The sequence below is a fragment of the Asanoa hainanensis genome, from assembly GCF_900188485.1.
Taxonomy (GTDB): Bacteria; Actinomycetota; Actinomycetes; order Mycobacteriales; family Micromonosporaceae; genus Asanoa; species Asanoa hainanensis.
Genome location: NZ_FZPH01000003.1, coordinates 735652 through 754498 on the forward strand (window position 1 = coordinate 735652; position 18847 = coordinate 754498).

Below are 18847 nucleotides of genomic sequence, written 5' to 3' on the forward strand. Positions count from 1 at the left end.
GTGACCGATCCGCTCTGGACCGGCGTCGCGGTGGCGCTGGTGACCCTGTTCGACGACGACGGCGCGATCGACGAGCGCGCCACCGCGGCACACGCGGCCCGACTGGCCGGCGAGGGCGTCCGCGCCGTCCTGGTCGGTGGCAGCACCGGCGAGGCCGACACGCTCACCGACGCGGAGCTCGCGGGCCTCACCGCGGCCGTCCGCGCCGCCCTGCCCACCTCGGTGCCGGTGGTGACCGGCGCGAGCGGTGCCTGGCGAGGCGCGGCTGCGGCGCGCATCGAGGCCGCGGTCGGCGCCGGTGCCGACGCGGTGCTGGTCGCGCCACCCCGCCGCCCCGGCGACCTGCACGCCTACTACGAAGCCGCGGCCAAGGCGGCCGGCGATGCCCCGGTGCTGGCCTACCACTTCCCTGGCACGGCCGGCGGCGAAGTGCCTGTGCCGGCACTGCCGGACCTGCCGATCGCGGGCCTCAAGGACTCGACCGGCTCCGCCGAGCGCCTGCTCCAGGAACTGGCGGTCTGGGACCGGGCGGTCTACGTGGGTTCGAGCGCGCTGGTCCTGATGGCCGGTGCGGTGGGCGCGGCCGGCGCCATCCTGGCGGTCGCGAACTCCCATCCCGCCGAGTCGGTGGCCGCCTTCGCCGGTGACGCCGGCGCACAGCGGACCCTGCTGGCGCCGCACCTGCGGTCGAAAGAGCGATTCCCGGCGGGTCTCAAGTCAATGATCGCGGAGCGCTTCGGCACCTCGACGGCCACGCGCCTGGGCTGAAAGGCCCGGATAAAGAAAGGGCGCGCCCCGATCGCCTGCCACGGGGGAAGCGGGCGATAGGGGCGCGCACATGGGAGTTTAACGAGCGGCGATCACTGGCACAACGGGTGATGCGGAGTAGATGTGCGGTCGGATTCCCGACGCGAGCACCGCCGAACAAGACTCACATGTGTCACTTATTGGACAATGCCGATCGCACACGGTGGCCGTCACCGATGTTGACGTTGCACGTCCATCCTGGTCACGGTGGCGCGAACCCATTCGGGCACCCGTCCCGGACGGGTTACTTGTGATGGTGACGGCCGGTTCGGGCAGTTTTCCCGGACTGCCTCGGCGACGCTCAGGCGAGTGACGGACCTCTCCTCATCGCGCAGCGTGCTTCCTACGCTTCCCCGCGTGATTCCGGACCAGGAACCCCAAACCGACATCATCGTCACCGCCGCAGACCCGACGGGCCCGCTCGGCGTGACCCTCGGGCAGGACGCGCCGCCGATCTTCGTCGACGAGACCGGCCGCCGACGCCGCCTCGTGCGCTGGGCGGCGTACGGCATCGGCGCCGTCTGCCTCGGCTACACCGCGCTCGTCGGGGTCAGCATCGCCGGCGGGCCCGCGCTGCCACACGCGCTGATGCCGTTCCCCGACCGCGTGCAACAACCCGATCGGGATGGGACCCCGGCGGAAACCACCCTGCGCACCGCCTTCCGTCCACCGAACCCCGGCCCGTTCGTCGCTCCGCTGCCGCCGCCGACCGCGCCGGGCGGCCCCGGCAGCGTGCGCACCTCGACCGTCCCCGTGGCCGCCCGGCCGACGCCGAGCCCGGCCAAGGGCACGGCCCCGGTCTCACCGCCGCCGGCCACCGCCGAGCCGACCCGGCCACCGGAGAACGAGCCGACGTCGCCGGAGCCGACCCCGCCGCCGAGCACTCCACCGGTCGTCGAACAGCCGGGCGGCGGCGGCGGGAGCGGCGACACCGGCGGCGGCTCGGGAGGCGGCGGGAACGGGGGCGACCCCGGGAACGGCGGCGGTTCCGGCGGCGGCACCGGCAGCGGACCCGACAACAGCGGCGGCTCCGACACCGGCGGCGGCACCGAGACCGGCACTGCGATCGGCACCGGCAGCGACGGCACCGGCGACCCGATCGGCGACGCAGGGTCAGGCTCCGGCTCGGGCGGCGACAGCGCCCCCGAGGCGACAACCGCCACGACCGAGCCGGCGCCCACCGCGACCGTCAGCGCCGCATGAGCGCACCGACCCGTGACGAGGTTCCCGACCCGGACGCCGACACGCAGCCGATCCCGATCCCCCAGCCGCCCGCCACCGGCCGCGCCACCGTGGCCGGCCTGGATCCCCCGCCGCGCTGGCCGCTCAACCTCGCGACCCGCGTGCTGCCGAGCCAGCGCACCGGCGGCCGCCCCGACGAGGCGGCGACCGCGGTCATGTTGGCCCCGCCGCCCCCACCGGCGAGCGCGCCCCCGGTCGTACCCCCGGACCCGACCCCGCCCAAGCGGACCGCCCGCCGGGTCGTGCCCAAGTTCAAGTGGGTCGTCGCCGCGGTCCTGGTCTTCGTCTTCGTCAGCCTGCTGCTGGTCGAGGCGTACGCGAACGCCCGGTTCACCCCCGACCACGTGACCGTGGAGGGCGACAGCCAGGCCGTACCCGAGCAGATCCTGACCGGCGGCCCGATCATCAACGCGCGACCGGGTGAGGACGCACGCTCGTACCGGCTGCCGCCCAAGACCATCGCCCTCACGTTCGACGACGGCCCCGATCCCCGGTGGACGCCGAAGGTGATGGCCACGCTGGACCGATACCACGCCAACGGGACCTTCTTCGTGATCGGCTCCCAGGTGGTCCGCTATCCCGAGCTGGCCAGGGACCTGGTCGGCAAGGGCCACGAGCTGGGCGTGCACACCTTCACCCACCCGGACATCGCGACGCTCCCGCAGTGGCGACAGCGGATGGAGTACTCGCAGACCCAGCTCGCCATGGCCGAGGCGGCCGGGGTGCGCAGCTCGCTGCTGCGGTTCCCGTACTCGTCGCGGGCCGACGCCATCGACGACTCCGCCTGGGACCTGGTCACCAAGGCCGGCCGGCTGGGCTACGTCACGGTGGTCAACGACCTGGACAGCCGCGACTGGGAACGCCCGGGCGTCGACAAGATCGTCGCCAGCATGGTGCCGCAGGGCGACGACGGCGCGGTGGTACTGCTGCACGACGCCGGCGGTGACCGCGAGCAGACCGTGCGGGCGCTGGAGCGGTTCATCCCGATGATGCAGGCCCGGGGGTACAGCTTCGTCACGGTCTCCGACGGGCTGCGGCTCGCGCTGACCGATCCGGTGACCGGTGTCGCGCCGACGGTGCTGCCGAACCCGCCCGCCGCGGCCACGGACGAGCAGCGCGGCCTGGCGCTGGCCACCGCGATCCGGATCGCCGACTGGTCGCTGAAGTTCTTCGCGGTGCTCTTCCTGGTCGTCGGCGCGCTGACGCTGATCCGTACGCTGCTGCTCTTCGTGCTCTCGGGCACCCAGGCCCGGCGGCGCCGCGGCAACTGGTCGTGGGGACCGCCGGTCACCGAACGGGTCACGGTGATCGTGCCCGCCTACAACGAGCGGGAGGGCATCGAGTCGGCCGTCCGGTCGCTGGCCGGTGGCGACCACCCGGGCGGCATCGACGTGATCGTGGTCGACGACGGCTCCACCGACGACACCGCCGACATCGCCGAGTCGCTCGGGTTGCCCAACGTACGGGTGATCCGCAAGCGCAACGGCGGCAAGTCGAGCGCGCTGAACACGGGCGTCGCCGCGGCCACCACCGACATCATCGTGATGGTCGACGGGGACACGGTCTTCGAGAGCGACTCCGTGCGCCAGCTCGTGCAGCCGTTCGCCGACCCGGAGGTGGGCGCGGTCGCCGGCAACGTCAAGGTCGGCAACCGGGCCACCCTGGTCGCCCGCTGGCAGCACATCGAGTACGTGATCGGCTTCAACCTCGACCGCCGGCTGTACGAGTCGCTGCGCTGCATGCCCACGGTCCCGGGTGCGATCGGCGCGTGGCGCAAGGACGCGCTGCTGGCGATCGGCGGGATGAGCGACGACACGCTCGCCGAGGACACCGACGTGACGATCGCGTTCTGCCGCGCCGGCTGGAAGGTGGTGTACGAGGGCCGGGCCCGCGCCTGGACCGAGGCGCCGGCGTCGCTGAGCCAGCTCTGGCGGCAGCGCTACCGGTGGAGCTACGGCACCATGCAGGCGATGTGGAAGCACCGCCGGTCGCTGGTCGACGACGGTCCTTCCGGGCGGTTCGGCCGGCGCGGCCTGCCGTTCCTGGCGCTGTTCAGCATCGCGCTGCCGCTGCTCGCACCGGTGATCGACCTGCTGGCCGTCTACGGCGTGCTGTTCGCCGGCCGGCTGGAGACCGTGTTCGCCTGGCTCGCGATGCTCGGCATGCAGGTGGTGACCGGCGTGGTCGCGTTCAAGCTCGACCGGGAGCGCCTCACGCCACTGTGGACGCTTCCGCTGCAGCAGTTCGCGTACCGGCAGCTCATGTATCTGGTCCTGATCCAGTCGCTGGTCACCGCCCTGACCGGCGGCCGGCTGCGCTGGCACAAGCTGCGCCGCACCGGCGAGGCGGCAGTCGGGACACAGGTCTAGGTCAGGTATCCGTCAGCGCCGGAACATCCGACTCTCTGGCAGGCTGACGGTTTATGGCGGTCGTGATCGGGGTCGACGGGGCTGGTCGCACGCACCGGCTGCGTGCGCTCGCCCCGCCCGACGCCGTCTGGGTGACCCCCGACCAACCCGGTGTCCCGTCGTCTGCGGCGGCCATGGTGGTCGACGACCCGCACCGGCTCGACGAGCCGACCCTGCGCGCGCTGGCCGAGGTGGCCCGCCGCCGGGTGCCGGTGCTGCTCGGCCGCCGCCCGACCGTCGACCGGCCCGCTCTGGCAGAGCTCGACGAGCTGGCCGCCCGCGACGGCGTCGTGCGGCTCGGCCCGCTCGACGCCGCCGGCGTCGCGGCCCTGACCGGGCGCGCCGACCTGCACGTCCCGTCGGCCGGCTGGCCCGCCATCGCGGCCCTGCTCGCCTCGGGCGGCCTGCTCCCCCGCGTGCAACGCCGGCTCACCACCGTCTCCCCGGGTGTCGCCGAGGTCGCCCGGACCCTCGCGCTCGGCCTCGACCTGGCCGACGACGTGCTGGCCGAGGCGACCGGCCAGCCTCCGGACGCCCTCGCCGACGCTCTGCGTACGCTGCGGGACCTCGGTTTCCTGGTGCCCGGCTCAGAGCGGCCGGTGCCCGCCGTCGCGAGCGCCCTGCTCGACGACCTCGCGCCGGCCGAGCGCCGCCGGGTGCACGCCCGCGTGGCTGCCGCCCTGGCCGCCTCGGGCGCCGACCCGGTCGCCGCCGCGACCCAGCTGCGGGCCGCCGGGATCCGCACCGGCGCCGACGTCTTCCGCGCCGCCGGCGACCGCCTGCGCTTCACCGACCCGGCCGCCGCGATCGGTTGGTACGCGGACGCGGTGGACGCGGGCGCCGAGCCGGCCCTGGTCGGCGCCGGCCAGGCCGAGGCAGCCGCGCTCGTCGGGCTGCCGGTCGACCCGGGCGTGGCCGGCGACACCCACCGCCTGGCGCTGGTGGCCGGCGCCGTCGCGACGCACGACGGCCGGCCGACCCGCGCCGCCGAGGTGCTGACCGCCGCGGCGCCTCCCGGCCCACTGCTTGCCGTGCCGCCCCTCGTCGCCCTCGGCCGCGCGGCAACGGCCCAGGAGTTGTTGACCCGCGCCCTACCCGCCAAGGGGCCTTTGCTTCTGTTGGCGGAGGCCGTGCTGGCAGCGGGACGCGAGCCGGCGGCCGCGGTGCCGCTGCTGATCGAGGCCGCCGAGGCCGCGGAGCGCACTCCGCCGGCGGTGGTCCTGCCGGACACGCCGCACGCATGGGCCGCGGTCGTCGCGGTGGCCGCGGGTGACGCTGCCACCGCCGAGCACGTGCTGGGCCGCGCCCTCGAGCGCGGCGTCGGCGGACCCGTCGGCGCGCAGCGGCACCGGCTGCTGCTGGCCTGGGTGCGGCTGCGCACCGGCCGCTACGACACGGCGGCCGCAGAGCTGCGGCGCCTGGGCAGCGGACTGCCCGGGCGGGAGTTGCTGCTGGCGGCGGCCCTGCGGGCCGGACTCGCCCGCCGCTCGGGTGACATCGCGAAGCTCCGCGAAGCGTGGTCGACCGTCGAGCCGGTGCTGGCCCGGCAAGCCGTCGACCTGTTCCAGGTGGAGCAGGTCGAGGAGCTCGCCGTGGCGGCGATCCGGCTGCGCCGACCCGCCCGGATCGCGCCGGTGCTGGCCACGCTCGACGCGGCGGTCGCCGGCCTGGACAGCCCGCCGGCGTGGACGGTCGCGGTCGCGTGGGTGCGGCTCCAGCTCGGGGTGGCGGCCGACGATCCGGCCAGGGTCGCGACGGCCGCCGCGGCGATCGCCGCCGTGGGTCCCACCTCGCCACGCCAGCGCGCCCAGGTCACGGCCGCGGCGGTGTGGGAGCGCTCGATGGCGGGCGCGGTCGACGTCGCCGCGGTCCTCTCCGCCGTCGACGGGCTGGCCTCCGCCGAGCTGCCTTGGGAGGCTTCCCGACTGGCCGGCCACGCCGCGATCCGCACCGCCGACCCGGCCGCCGCCCGCCGTTTGCTGGAAGTGGCCCGCGAACTGTCCGGCGTGGAGCAGGACCGCTCCGGCTCCGGGGAGAGCAAAACGGCGGGGCTGTCCGAACGCGAGGTCGAGGTGGCCCGGTTGGTGCTGGACGGCCGCACCCACAAGGAAATCGGGGCGCAGCTCTACATCTCCCCGAAGACCGTCGAACACCACGTGGCGCGCATCCGCGTGAAGGTCGGCGCCACCGACCGCGCCGAGTTCGTCGCGGCGCTGAAATCCCTGCTCAATTCCTGACACTCTGCGTCATCAGAGGTCGATTTCGCGGTCTGCTGTGTACCGGCCGATCCCCTAACCCCTCCCCCCAGCCAGGGGGGTCTTCCCGATGTCCGGGGGGTGGGCCAGCGGCGACGCTGTATCCATACCCGCCAGACAGGCCGGGAGAGACATCCTCTGAAGGAGGAACCGGAAATGCAGAACGTCGAGCTCACCAACCTCCTGGTCAACTTCGTCAAGCAGCTGGCGAGCGACCCCACCAAGGCACTGCAGTTCGCGCAGAACCCGCAGGGCGAGCTGGTCGCCTCGGGCATCACCGAGCACGACCTGTCCGGTCTGGACATGCCCGCGATCGTGCAGCAGGCCTGCGGCGAGCCGGACTTCCCGGCCGACGCCCGCGGCGCGCTGCAGAGCTACACCAGCGGCGGCGGTGGCGGCGGCGGCGGCTACTCCCCGCCCGCCCAGCACGTGACCTCCGGGCCCCAGTCGATGGAGCAGGTCGTCCAGCACCTGACCTACGTCACCCAGGTCACCAACAACGACAACGACGTGATCACCCAGATCCTCGACCAGAGCACCAACGTCGAGGTCGGCGACGACTTCGACGGCGACATCGACGTCGACAGCAACGCCGCCAACGCGTCCGGCGCCGGCGCCGTGGCCGTCGGCGAGGCCGACGACGTGAACGCCGCGACCGGGGCCAACTCGCAGGTCGTCGACGGCGACATCGAGGGCGACAACCTGTTCAACAGCGACGGCGCGGTCAGCGTCGACGGCGACCTCGAGGCGCCCGTGGTGACCGGCACCAACACCGGCATCGTGGCCGACGGCGACGTCGACCGGGCGATCATCGGCAACAACAACGAGCAGCAGGCCAACGACGTGGACGTCGACGGCGACAACGACGGCGTCATCAACTTCGGCGACGGCGACGTCAACAACGTCAACGACTCGACGCTCGACAACTCCAACGTCGGCTCGGGCACCAACATCGCCGACAACGACGACTCCGCGATCGGCCTGGGCGACGGCGACGTCACCAACGAGGACAACGACACCACGATCACCGAGACCACGAACATCGACGCCGACGACTCGGTGGTCAACACCGAGCAAGGCCCTGGCGACCAGGACGCCGACTTCGAGGTCGAGGTCGACTTCGACCGCGGCCTGCCGCCGGTCCGGACGCTCGAGGAGTCCGACGAGCCGTCGCTGCGCGACGCCGACGACCACGAGGACGCCCCCGCCTGATCCAGCCAACTCCACATCACCGCACCGCAGCGGGCGGCCGGACCGGAAGGTCCGGCCGGCCGCTGCGCCGTACACCGAAGGGACCGCAGCGATGACCCAGCCAGCCGCCGCCCTGGTCGACCTCGGCGTCAAGGCCTGCACGGCGTACGGACGGGAGGATCTCGCCGCGCGGCTCGGCCGGACCCGCGGCGCGCTCGACGACCCGGCGGTGCACATCGTGGTGGCGGGCGAGTTCAAGCAGGGCAAGAGCTCGCTGATCAACGCGTTGCTGGGCATCGCCGTCTGCCCGGTCGACGACGACGTGGCGACCGCGGTGCCCACGTTCGTCCGGCACGGCGAGGAGAAGACCGCGACCGTGGTGCACGACGGCAACCCCCCGCGCCACGAGCAGGTCGACTTCGCCGACCTGCGCCGCCACGTCGTCGAGGGCGACGAGGGGCGCCGGCCCGCCCGGGTCGACGTGACCGTGCCGCGCAAGATCCTCAATGGCGGGCTGGTGCTGGTCGACACCCCGGGCGTCGGCGGGCTGGGTTCCGCGCATGCCGCGGCCGGGCTGGCCGCCATCTCGGTCGCCGACGCCGTCCTGTTCGTCACCGACTCCGCGCAGGAGCTCACCCGCAGCGAGGTCGAGTTCCTCCGCCAGGCCCGCGAGCTGTGCCCGACGGTCGTCTGCGTCATGACCAAGATTGACTTCTATCCGGCCTGGCGCCGGATCCGCGACCTGAACGCGGGCCACCTGCGGATGGTCGGCGAACTGCCGCTGCTGCCGGTCTCGTCGCCGCTGCGCACGCGCGCGGTGCGCGCCAACGACCAGGCGCTCAACGTCGAGTCCGGGTTCCCCGACCTGGTCAAGTTCGTGCAGGAGCGGGTCGGCGGCGGTGCCGCGGCCCGCCGGTCCGCCGACGCCGCGGCCGAGGTGCTCGCGGTCTGCGACCAGCTCACCGGCCAGTTCACGGCGGAGCGCGACGCGCTGGCCGACCCCGCCAACGCCCAGCGGATCGTCGACGACCTCAACGCCGCCAAGCGCCGGGTCGAGGAGCTGAAGACCGCCGCCGCCCGGTGGAGCGTGACGCTCAACGACGGCACCGCCGACCTGACGGCCGACGTCGACTTCGACCTGCGCGACCGGATCCGCAAGATCACGACGGAGGCCGACGACGCGATCGACGAGGTCGACCCGGCCGACATGTGGCCCGAGATGGAAGAGTGGCTGCGCGCCCGGATCTCCTACGACCTGCTCGGCAACTACACGTACCTGCGCCGCCGGGCCAAGGAGCTCAGCGAGCAGGTCGCCGGGCACTTCCACGAGGCCTCGGGTGAGGCGGTCGGCCTGCTCAAGGTCTACAACCCGACCCCGATGGTCGAGGAGCGGCCCGTCGAGCACCGGATCGAGCTCGCCCGGATGACCGCCGGCAAGCAGGCGATGGTGGCGCTGAAGAGCGCGTACGGCGGCGCCCTGATGTTCACCATGCTCGGCAGCCTGATGGGCGTCGCCCTGGGCCCGATCGGCATCGGCATCGGCGTGGTGATGGGCCATCGCGGGCTCAAGGACGAGAAGAAGCGGCAGCTGGAGAAGCGCCGCGCCCAGGGCAAGAACGCGATGCGCCGCTACTGCGACGAGATCAGCTTCGTGAGCGGCAAGGACAGCAGGGACACCGTGCGCCGTGTGCAGCGCCAGCTCCGCGACCACTACACCCGGCTGGCCGACGAGCTCAACCGGTCGACGGCGGCCGCGGTGGCCGGTGCCACCGACACCGCCAAACGCTCGCAGACCGAGCGCCAGAAACGGCTCAAGGACCTCGACGCGGAGTTGACCCGACTGGCCCAGCTCCGCGAGCGGGCGCTCAAGCTGAGTGCGGCATGACTCTGGTCGAGCGGACGCGGGCGGCGTTGACCCGGGCCGCCGGGGTCTACCGGGGCAGCGGGTTCGACGGGCGGATCGCCGAGGTGCGGGAGCGGCTCGACGAGCCGTTGCGCGTGGCGATCGCCGGTCGGGTCAAGTCCGGCAAGTCCACGTTGCTCAACGCGCTGGTGGCCGACCGGCTGGCACCGACGGACGCCGGCGAGTGCACGCGGATCGTCACCTGGTACCGCGACGGCCACACGTACCGGGTGACCATGCACCCGCACAACGGCGACGCGCGCCAACTCCGGTTCAGCCGCGACGACGGCGCCATCGAGGTCGACCTCGGCGGCATCGCGCCGGAGGACGTGCACTCGCTCGACATCACCTGGCCGTCGCAGGCCCTGCGCCGGGCCACGCTCATCGACACTCCCGGCATCGGATCGCTCTCCGAGCGGGTCACCCGGCGGGCCTGGGAGCTGCTCGCCCCCGACGACGAGGAGACGCCGGCCGACGCGGTGCTCTACCTGATGCGCCACCTGCACGCCAACGACCTGGAGTTCCTGCACGCGTTCCACGACACCGAGGTCTCCCGGCCCAACCCGGTCAACGCGATCGGCGTGCTGTCCCGAGCCGACGAGATCGGCGTCGGGCGGCTCGACGCGATGGCCTCCGCCCGGCGGATCGCCGCCCGGCTGGCCGGCGACGCCAACGTGCGGCGGGTGGTGCAGACCGTCGTACCCGTGGCCGGTCTGCTCGCGGAGACCGCGGCCACGCTCACCGAGTCCGAGGTCCGGCACCTGCGGGCCGTCGCGGCGCTCGAGGTCAAGCCGGCCGAGGAGCTGTTGCTGACCGCCGACCGCTTCGTCAACACCCTGCCGGAGCTGGGGTTGACCTCGATCGAGCGCGAGGCGCTGCTCGCCCGGTTCGGGCTGTACGGCGTCCGGCTCGCCAGCACCCTGCTGCGCCAGAACGCCCAGATCACCGCCACCGGGTTGGCCCGCCAGCTGACCGAGCGCAGTGGGCTGTCCGACCTGCAGGAGGTGCTCGGCTCGCTGTTCTTCGAGCGCCGCGACGTGCTCAAGGCTCGTTCCGCGCTGCTGGCCCTCGACTCGCTGGCCCGCACGAAGCCCCGGCCCGGCAGCCCGGCCGTGGCGGCCGAGGTCGAGGAGATCGTCGCGTCCGCGCATCCCTTCAACGAGCTGCGGGTGCTGGCCACGCTGCGCGCCGGCTGGCTGGGTGGCAAGCCGGCCGTGGTGGACGAGCTGGAGCGGGTCATCGGCGGCACCGGCACCGCGCCGCACGTGCGCCTCGACCTGCCGCCGGACGCCGCCGCGGGCCAGCTCCGCTCGTCGGCGGCCGAGGCCCTGGTGCGCTGGCAGCGCCGCGCGGAGAACCCGATGACCGCGCACGAGATGGCCGTCGCGGCCCGGGTGGCGGTGCGCTCCTGCGAGGGGCTGCTGGCCGACCTCAACGGCCGGGCCCGCTGACCATGTCCCGCCGCTCAGCCGTCGAGGTCGTCGAGGTCGTCGTCGTCTTCCGGCTCGCCCACGTCGTCAACGGCTTCGGCGTCGAGGTCGGCGAACTCCGCGGTGTCGTCCGGGTAGTCCGAAGGACCCCCGCCGACGGCGACCGGCTCGTCGTCCAGGTCGCCGCCGGGGTCCGTGTCGAGGTCGAGGTCCGGGCCCGGCCCGGAGGTGTCGCCGGAGCCGAAGGCCAGCTCGGCGGCGCCGGGGGGGTCACCGACCGGCAGGTCGAGCGGCACGTCGTCGTCGAGCTCGGTGCCACCGGGCTCGGGCGCCGTGGCCAGCAGCTCGGCCCAGCCGGCCGGCTCGTCGAGCTCCGACTCCACCGGGACGCCGCTGTGCGCGGTGACGAACGGCGCGAGGTGCTCGGCGACCTCCGCGGGCGCGCTGCCGGCGAAGCTGACGACCGCCTCCGCCATCAGGTCCGGCGGGAGGTCGTGGCCCGCTCCGGCGAGGGCCTCCGCGGCCGCCGACGGGTCACCGACGAGGTCGGTGAAAACGTCCTTCAGCGGTCGCGCGTCCATGTGCCCAACCCTAGGGTCGCCGGCCGCCCGCGGCGTCGGGGACATCCCCCTCCCGCACCCCCTTCGCCCGGCCGTGGTCGGACTCCCGACAGCATCCGGACCGCCGTCGCGCCATCAAGAACACTCGATCCAGCAACTGCCCACGACCACCGGAGCGACCGCGATGTACGCACTCGGCGTTGACCTCGGCACCACCTTCACGGCGGCCGCGACCTGGCGTGCGGGCCACGCGGAGATCGCCTCGCTGGGCAGCCGGGCGGCCGCCGTGCCGTCGGTGGTGCTGCTGCGGGAGGACGAGACGTTCCTGACCGGCGAGCCAGCCAACCGGCGCGGGCTGTCCGAGCCGCACCGGGTCGCGCGGGAGTTCAAGCGCCGGTTCGGCGACACCACGCCGATCCTGCTCGGCGGCGTGCCGTACTCGGCCGAGGCGCTGATGGGCCGGCTGCTGCGCTGGACCATCGACGAGGTGGCCAGCCGCGAGGGCGGTGCGCCCCGGGCGATCACCGTCTCGCACCCGGCCAACTGGGGTCCGTACAAGACGGACCTGCTGCGCCAGGCCGTGCGGCTGTCCGGGGTCGAGGAGCCGGTCTCGTTCATCACCGAGCCCGAGGCCGCCGCGGTCTTCTACGCGAGCCAGCAGCGGATCGACACCGGCTCCACGGTCGCGGTCTACGACCTGGGCGGCGGTACGTTCGACGCGGCGGTGCTGCGCAAGACCGCGCAGGGCTTCGAGATCCTCGGCCAGCCGGAGGGCATCGAGCGGCTCGGCGGCATCGACTTCGACGCGGCGGTCTTCCACCACGTCACCCAGGCGCTCGGCGGCAAGCTGGCCGAGCTCGACGAGGACGACCCGGCCGCCATCGCCGCGGTGGCCCGGCTGCGCGAGGAGTGCGTGGCGGCCAAGGAGGCCCTCTCCGCCGACACCGACGCGTCCATCCCGGTGCTGCTGCCCAACCTGTCCACCGAAGTCCGGCTGACCCGCGGCGAGCTGGAGGGCATGGTCCGGCCGGCCCTGTACGGCTCGATCGAGTCGCTGCGGCGGGCGCTGCGGTCGGCCGGGGTCGAGGCCGAGCAACTGCACTCGGTGCTGCTGGTCGGCGGCTCGTCGCGGATGCCGATCGTGGCCCAGCTCGTGGCCGCGGAGCTCAACCGGCCGGTCGCGGTCGACGCGCACCCGAAGCACGCGGTGGCGCTCGGCGCGGCCCGGCTGGCCGCCGCACCGCTGGGCGGCACCGCGCAGGCGCCGGACCCGGGAGCGGCGCGCGGCTCCGCCACGGTGGTCATCCACCACCCGCCGACCCGCGCCACGGGCTCGGCACCGGTGAGCGCGCCCCCGATGCCCAGCGCGCCGGTCTCCCCTGCCCGGCCGATCTCCCCCGCTCAGCCGGTCTCTCCCGCGCGGCCCGTCTCTCCCGCTCGGCCCGTCTCCCCGGCGCGGTCGGTCTCGCCCGCCCCGCGCCCGACGTCCGGCGCTCCCGTGTCACAGCCACTGTCCGGAGCTCCGCTCGCCCGACCGAGCGCGCCGCGCGCACCCCAACCGACGGAGGCCGTGCCGCGGACGCAGGCCTTCGCCCAGGGCCGCGCCGGCTCCGGCCCCGCGCCGGTCCTCGACCCCCGCCCGCACCGGGTCGAGTACTCCTACCCGTCGGCGCCGCCCGCGCCCACGCCGACCGCTCCGGCCAGGCGCGGCAGCAGCCGGACCGCCTTGGTCGCCGGCGCCCTCGTCGCGGTCCTGGCGCTGGCCGGAGCGGCGCTCTGGGTCAACCGCGACAACCTCGGGTTCGGCGGCGGCGGCGACCCGACCACGCCTCCCGGCAACACGGGAGGCGCGACCGCGGCGGTGCTGCCACCCGAGGAGCAGTGCACCGAGGCCATCCAGAGCAACGCCCGGTGGGTCTGCATCACCCAGGCCTTCGTCGACAACACGAAGTTCGTCGTCGAGTACGACGTCGAGTGGGGCGGGGCGACCCCGCAGAACGTCGGCGGCTTCCACCTGCACATCTACGGTGGCGACGGCACGAACCCGCCGGCGGAGCGGATGGGCTTCCAGTCCGACCAGCCCGGCCGCTTCTATCTCGAGGACAAGCAGCCGTCGGTGCGGTCGGTCGACGGGGGCAACTACCGCGACGTGATCGGCACCAATCCGAAGGTCTGCGCGCGCATCTCCGACGCCGGCGACTTCCTGGTCAAGGACAAAGCGGGCGGCTACGAAACAGGCAACTGCGTAACCATCCAGGACCGTCGCTAGCAAATAGCGTTTCGCTTTCGCAAAAAGGCCGGATCGGCGACCGACAACAGGCAAAACGCAAGGCAGACTCGCTGACGTGGCAGTCAACCGCGACACGGCGCCGGTCGGGCGGTCCGACGTGCTCGACCAGCTGCACGCCCGGCTCACCGCCGGCGAGAGCGTGGTCGTCTACGGACCGGCCGGCATCGGCAAGTCCACCGTGCTCGCCGCCTACCCGGCGCTCGCCGGCGACGCCCTGGTGTTGCGGGCCAACGCCGCCGAGGTCGAGTCCGGCCTGCCCTACCTGACCCTGGTCGACCTGTTCGACGGCATCAGCGGCGACGGCCTGCCCCGGCACCTGCGGGCCGCGTTCGACGGCGCCCTGCTGCGCGGTGCGGCGCCGGTCACCGCGCAGGACCAGCTCGCGGTCCGGCTCGCCACGCTCGAGGTGCTCCGCCGGCTCGCCGCCAACCGCACCGTGCTGCTGCTCGTCGACGACCTCCAGTGGGTCGACCCGCACAGCGCCGGCGTCCTGCGTTTCGTCGCCCGCCGGCTGGGCGCCGCCCGGGTGCGGCTCCTCGGCGCCGAACGGGTCGAGTCGGCCGGCCCACGGCACGCAGACCTGTGCCCGGCGCCCGTCTCCGAGCTGCTCCTCCCGCCGCTGACGGAATACGACACCGCCGACCTCCTGCGGGTCCGGTTCGGCCCGGTGCTGTCGCTGTCGACGATCGCCCGGGTGCACGAGGCCAGCCAGGGCAACCCCCTGCTCGCGGTCGAGCTCAGCCGCACCCTGGTCGCCCGCGCGGGCCCGATCGGGGTCGACCAGCCGCTGCCGGTGCCCGAGCGGCTCCGCCCGCTGCTCGCGCAACGGGTGGCCAGCCTGCCCGCGCAGAGCGGGCCGGTGCTGCTGCGGGCCGCGGCCGCCGCCCGGCCGACGGTCGCCCTGATCGGCGGCGACGGCGACGCGAAGGCCGGGCTGGAAGCGGCGGTGGAGGCCGGGGTGGCCACGGTCGGTCCCGACGACACGGTCCGGTTCGCCCATCCCCTGCTACGTGAGCTCGTCTACGCCGATGCCGCCCCGGCCGCCCGGGCCGCGGCGCACGAGCACATCGCCGGGCGCACCGACGACTCGGTCGAGCGGGCCCGGCACCTGGCGCTGGCCCGGCCGCACACCGACGAGGACCTGGCCGCGCAGCTCGTCGAGGCGGCCACCACCGCCCGCATGCGCGGCGCCCCGGCGGTCGCCGCCGACCTCGCCGAGCGCGCCGCCGAGCGCACGCCCGACTCGTTGCGCGAGGTCGCCGCCGCGCGCCGCTACTCGGCCGCCGGATATGCCGACGCCGCCGGCCTCACCGCCGACGCGCACCGGCTGGCCTCCGCGGCGCTGGCGGCCTCCGACGACCCGGCGGTACGCGTCGGCGCGCGGCTGCTCATCGTCGACCTGGCCGGCCAGGACCAGTCGGCCGTCGGCCCGGTGATCGACGCGGCGTTCGCCGACGCGGGCGACGACCCCGGGCTGCTCTGCCGGGTCCGGCACTACCGCGCGCTGAAGGCCTACTACGACGGTGACATCGAGTTCGCCGACGCCGAGCTCAAGCGGGGCGAGGAGGATGCCCGCGAGGCCGGCGCGACCGAGCAACTCGTCTCGCTGTTGGCCAGCCGCTCGTTGATCCGCGGCGCGCACGACCCGGAGAGTGCCCGGCTGCTCAGCGACGTCGCGTCGCTCGCCGCCGACCTGCCGCCGAGCACCGAGAGCGTGCACGCCGCGGCGATCTACGCGCGCGGCCGGTCGTACGCGGGCGACATCGCCGAGGCGACGCGCGTGATCGAGGCCCAGCGCGACGCGGTGCTGCGCTCCGGCACCCTGCGCGACCTGTCCAGCGTGCTGCTCGCGTCCGCCTCGATCTACTTCCGGGCGGGCCGGGGCGCCGACGCGCTGCGCGCCGGGCGCGAGACCATGCGGCTGATCCTCGACATGGAAGCGACGACGGGCCATGGGCTGGTCGCCGGCGCGATCGGCGAGACGCTGGCCGGTTCGCCCACGGTCGCGGCCGGGCTGCTCGTGCAGGCGATCGAGGCCTGCTCCGCGGCCGGCGACGAGGACTGGCTCCGGGTGGCCCGCGCGGCGTACGGCCAGGTGCTGCTCTTCCAGGGCGCGCCCGAGGCGGCGGTGGCCGAGTTCCGCAAGGCGCAGGAGCTCGAACGCCGGCACGGCCGCAACGACCCGGCGATCTTCCTGTGGCACGCCGACTTCGTCGAGGCGCTGGCCGCGGTCGGCGAGCTCGCCGAGGCGGCGGAGGTGCTGACCGAGACCCGAGCGGTGGCGGCGGCGTTCGGCCGCAGCGTCGTCCAGCTCGGCCTGTCCCGCGCCGGCGCGCTGGTCCGGGCGGCCGAGGGCGAGCCCCGGGAAGCGGCGATCGAGCTCGCGGAAGCCCTGGCCGAGGCCGACGACCACCCGTACCCCTTCGAGGTCGCCCGGGCCTGGCACACGCTCGCGACGCTGGAGCGGCGCGCGCACCGGCGGGGCGCGTCCCGGTCGGCGCTGGTCGAGGCGCTCGCCGCGTACGCCGCTGTCGGCGCGACCCCGTGGCTGGCCGCGGCGGAGGCCGAGCTGTCGCGGCTCGACGGCGGGCAGGGCCCGGGGCTGTCCGAGACCGAACGGCGGATCGTCGACCTGGTGCTCTCCGGCGCGACCAACCGCGAGATCGCCCGGGCCACCCACCTCTCGGTGAAGGCGATCGAGGCGAAGCTGACCCGGCTCTACCGGCGCCACGGCGTGCGCAACCGGGCCCAGCTGACCCGAGCGCTGGGCGGGTCCGCTCAGGGGTAGCGCGCGAATAGGGGGTCAAGGGCGCCGGGGCTTGTTACGTTCGCCAAGGGCGAGGTCTGCACTCGGCCCGAGGAGGACTGGTCGCGATGGCTGTCGAACAGCCACGGGACGACGAGTTCGAGGCGATCCTGCGTGACCGCGCGGTCTATCCGGTTTTCCAGCCGGTTGTCTCGATCGCCGACCGCTGCGTCGTCGGATTCGAGGCGCTGGCCCGCGGACCGGCGGGCCGCTACGAGGCCGCGCCCGCCCTCTTCGAGGCGGCGGCCCGGCTCGGCCGCTCGGCCGACCTCAACTGGCTCTGCGCGGGTGTGGCCGGCGAGAGCTTCCTCTCCTCGGAGTTCGCCGACCTCGCGCTGTTCGTCAACTTCGACCCGCTCACGCTGCGCGGGCCGTTCCGGGATCGGCTGCTGGGCGTGTTCGCCGACCTGATGCGGGAGCGGCAGGTGGTCATCGAGATCACCGAGCGGGCGGTGACACAGGACCCGCCGGCCCTGATGGACGCCGTCATCCAGGCGCGGCGGCTGTCCGCCCGGGTGGCGCTGGACGACGTCGGCGTCGAACCGTCGAGCCTGGCCGCGATGCCGCTCGTCAACCCCGACATCATCAAGATCGATCGCAGCGTCGTGCAGGCGCACTCCTCGACGTGGGCGGTGTCGCACGTGGTCAACGCGGTCCTGCACGAGGCCGCCCGGAGCGGCGCGCAGATCCTCGCCGAGGGCATCGAGGACGAGGGCAACCTCGAGGTGGCCAAGTCGCTCGGCGCGACCCTGGCGCAGGGCTACCTGTTCGGCCGCCCCGGGCCACTGCCGGCTTCGGCGGACCGCTCCGCGCTGGAGCTGGCCCGGGTGACGCCGCGGCAGGTGCCGGAGGAGACCCCGTTCGAGATGCTGTCCCGCACCGACGCCGTGAACTTCACGACCCCGCCGCTGCTGGCCGCGATGACGGGGCACATCGAGAACCAGGCGCTGCACACGTCGGACGCGGCCATCCTGGTGGTCAACCTCGCCGACGCCGCGAACCTCGACGACGAGGCGCGGCTGCGCTACGGCTACATCACGACCAGGGGCATCGAGGTGTACGTGCTGGGCCACGGCATCGAGCGCACCCCGGCCGGCCGGGCGCGCGGCGTGCCGCTGGCGGCGGACGACCCGCTGGTGCACGAGCGCACGGTGCTGTTCATCGGCAGCCACTACGCGAGCGGGGTGTTCGCCCGCGAGCAGGACGACGGCTTCGAGGCGGGTGTCTGCTACGACCGCGAGCGAGTGGTCGAGGCCACGCTGCCGCTCGTCCGCCGCCTGAACCGCTAAAGCTCTTTGTGATAGACGACAAAGTCGCAGTCGGTGGCGAGGCGGGGCTGCAGCACCGGATAGGCCAGCTCGAACGGATCGCGGCGAACTTCGCGATAGCCGAGCCGCGTGTACCAATCGCGCAGAAACTCCTTGACGGGGTGCGTCCAGGTGCGCGGCACGAGCAACTCGAGTTGCATGACCGGCGACCCGGCGGCCCGCGCCCACCCTTCGGCGAACGCCACCAACTCCCGCCCGATCCCCACACCACGATGTTCGGGACTGGCGACGAGCATCCCGAACTCACCCTCACCATCGGCCAGTCGCTGCACCCGCACGGCCCCGACAACAGCACCGTCAAGCCGAGCGACAGCCAACTCCCCAGCCCGAATCACCGAGTCAACCTCCGCGGTGTTCGTGCGGTCGGTGCCCGGTTGCCACAACCCCTTTTCTGCGTCGGCATAGACCCGGTTGATCAGGTCAGCAAGCTCCGCAGCGTCCGCTGAGCGTTCGACCGAGATATCCAGCGCCATTCGAAAACCGTATCGCCCGCGGGTGACCAGCCGCGAAGCTGGCAAGCGCAGCGAAGCGGAGCGATCCCCGGCGGGAGTGTCCTGTGTCAACCCTCGGGTTGTTGATCTTGGTGGAGGAGGGTTTGGAGGGCGCGGTGTCGGTTCGGGTCGTAGG

12 protein-coding genes are annotated in these 18847 nt (G+C 73.9%); 10 read left to right on the forward strand and 2 right to left on the reverse strand.

What is annotated here, in order from left to right; all coding sequences use genetic code 11:
- The 7 genes from CHC05_RS10985 to CHC05_RS11015 all read left to right on the forward strand — a co-directional run bounded on the left by CHC05_RS10985 (position 1) and on the right by CHC05_RS11015 (position 11257).
- Positions 1–768 carry a dihydrodipicolinate synthase family protein gene (locus CHC05_RS10985; protein WP_179266123.1) on the forward strand — a complete coding sequence of 256 codons (768 nt, stop codon included), beginning with the start codon at positions 1–3 and terminating at the stop codon, positions 766–768.
- A gap of 396 nt (positions 769–1164) precedes the next feature.
- Positions 1165–2010 carry a hypothetical protein gene (locus tag CHC05_RS40650; protein ID WP_144022549.1) on the forward strand — a complete coding sequence of 282 codons (846 nt, stop codon included), beginning with the start codon at positions 1165–1167 and terminating at the stop codon, positions 2008–2010.
- A complete protein-coding gene (locus CHC05_RS10995; protein WP_089247386.1) occupies positions 2007–4418 on the forward strand; it encodes a bifunctional polysaccharide deacetylase/glycosyltransferase family 2 protein in 2412 nt (803 codons plus the stop codon). Before CHC05_RS40650 ends, CHC05_RS10995 begins: the two co-directional genes overlap by 4 nt.
- A gap of 53 nt (positions 4419–4471) precedes the next feature.
- Positions 4472–6694 carry a helix-turn-helix transcriptional regulator gene (locus tag CHC05_RS11000; RefSeq protein WP_089247388.1) on the forward strand — a complete coding sequence of 741 codons (2223 nt, stop codon included), beginning with the start codon at positions 4472–4474 and terminating at the stop codon, positions 6692–6694.
- A gap of 174 nt (positions 6695–6868) precedes the next feature.
- Complete coding sequence (locus tag CHC05_RS11005) at positions 6869–7924, forward strand: hypothetical protein (RefSeq protein WP_089247390.1); 1056 nt, start codon at positions 6869–6871, stop codon at positions 7922–7924.
- A 91-nt stretch (positions 7925–8015) separates the two neighbouring features.
- Positions 8016–9788, forward strand: coding sequence for a dynamin family protein (locus tag CHC05_RS11010; RefSeq protein WP_089247392.1), 1773 nt, complete (start codon positions 8016–8018; stop codon positions 9786–9788).
- Positions 9785–11257: a dynamin family protein gene (locus CHC05_RS11015; RefSeq protein ID WP_089247394.1), complete on the forward strand. Its 1473-nt coding sequence runs from the start codon at positions 9785–9787 to the stop codon at positions 11255–11257. Before CHC05_RS11010 ends, CHC05_RS11015 begins: the two co-directional genes overlap by 4 nt.
- A gap of 14 nt (positions 11258–11271) precedes the next feature.
- On the opposite strand, the gene CHC05_RS41395 is transcribed toward CHC05_RS11015, so the two are convergent.
- The gene (locus CHC05_RS41395; RefSeq protein WP_089247396.1) at positions 11272–11817 is read right to left on the reverse strand and encodes a hypothetical protein; all 546 of its coding nucleotides are present in this window, start codon (positions 11815–11817) and stop codon (positions 11272–11274) included.
- A gap of 163 nt (positions 11818–11980) precedes the next feature.
- On the opposite strand from CHC05_RS41395, the gene CHC05_RS11025 reads away from it, so the two are divergent.
- From CHC05_RS11025 to CHC05_RS11035, 3 genes are all read left to right on the forward strand, one after another.
- On the forward strand, positions 11981–14065 hold the full coding sequence (locus tag CHC05_RS11025) for an Hsp70 family protein (RefSeq protein WP_089247398.1): 2085 nt from the start codon (positions 11981–11983) through the stop codon (positions 14063–14065).
- Between the two features lie 76 nt (positions 14066–14141).
- Positions 14142–16874: an AAA family ATPase gene (locus CHC05_RS11030; RefSeq protein WP_089247400.1), complete on the forward strand. Its 2733-nt coding sequence runs from the start codon at positions 14142–14144 to the stop codon at positions 16872–16874.
- A gap of 86 nt (positions 16875–16960) precedes the next feature.
- Positions 16961–18181 (forward strand): sensor domain-containing phosphodiesterase, encoded by a 1221-nt coding sequence (locus tag CHC05_RS11035; protein WP_089247402.1) that lies wholly within the window; start codon positions 16961–16963, stop codon positions 18179–18181.
- Here CHC05_RS11035 and CHC05_RS11040 read toward each other — a convergent pair.
- On the reverse strand, positions 18178–18693 hold the full coding sequence (locus CHC05_RS11040; RefSeq protein ID WP_089247404.1) for a GNAT family N-acetyltransferase: 516 nt from the start codon (positions 18691–18693) through the stop codon (positions 18178–18180). The genes CHC05_RS11035 and CHC05_RS11040 overlap by 4 nt on opposite strands.
- Positions 18694–18847 lie beyond the last annotated feature (154 nt).

Bases quoted from the DNA above. Each gene is read 5' to 3' on its own strand.
- CHC05_RS11010 (WP_089247392.1), top strand. From the start codon at position 8,016: ATGACCCAGCCAGCCGCCGCCCTGGTCGACCTCGGCGTCAAGGCCTGC.
- CHC05_RS10995 (WP_089247386.1), top strand. From the start codon at position 2,007: ATGAGCGCACCGACCCGTGACGAGGTTCCCGACCCGGACGCCGACACG.
- CHC05_RS11040 (WP_089247404.1), bottom strand. From the start codon at position 18,693: ATGGCGCTGGATATCTCGGTCGAACGCTCAGCGGACGCTGCGGAGCTT.
- CHC05_RS11015 (WP_089247394.1), top strand. From the start codon at position 9,785: ATGACTCTGGTCGAGCGGACGCGGGCGGCGTTGACCCGGGCCGCCGGG.
- CHC05_RS11035 (WP_089247402.1), top strand. From the start codon at position 16,961: ATGGCTGTCGAACAGCCACGGGACGACGAGTTCGAGGCGATCCTGCGT.
- CHC05_RS11025 (WP_089247398.1), top strand. From the start codon at position 11,981: ATGTACGCACTCGGCGTTGACCTCGGCACCACCTTCACGGCGGCCGCG.
- CHC05_RS11005 (WP_089247390.1), top strand. From the start codon at position 6,869: ATGCAGAACGTCGAGCTCACCAACCTCCTGGTCAACTTCGTCAAGCAG.
- CHC05_RS41395 (WP_089247396.1), bottom strand. From the start codon at position 11,817: ATGGACGCGCGACCGCTGAAGGACGTTTTCACCGACCTCGTCGGTGAC.
- CHC05_RS11000 (WP_089247388.1), top strand. From the start codon at position 4,472: ATGGCGGTCGTGATCGGGGTCGACGGGGCTGGTCGCACGCACCGGCTG.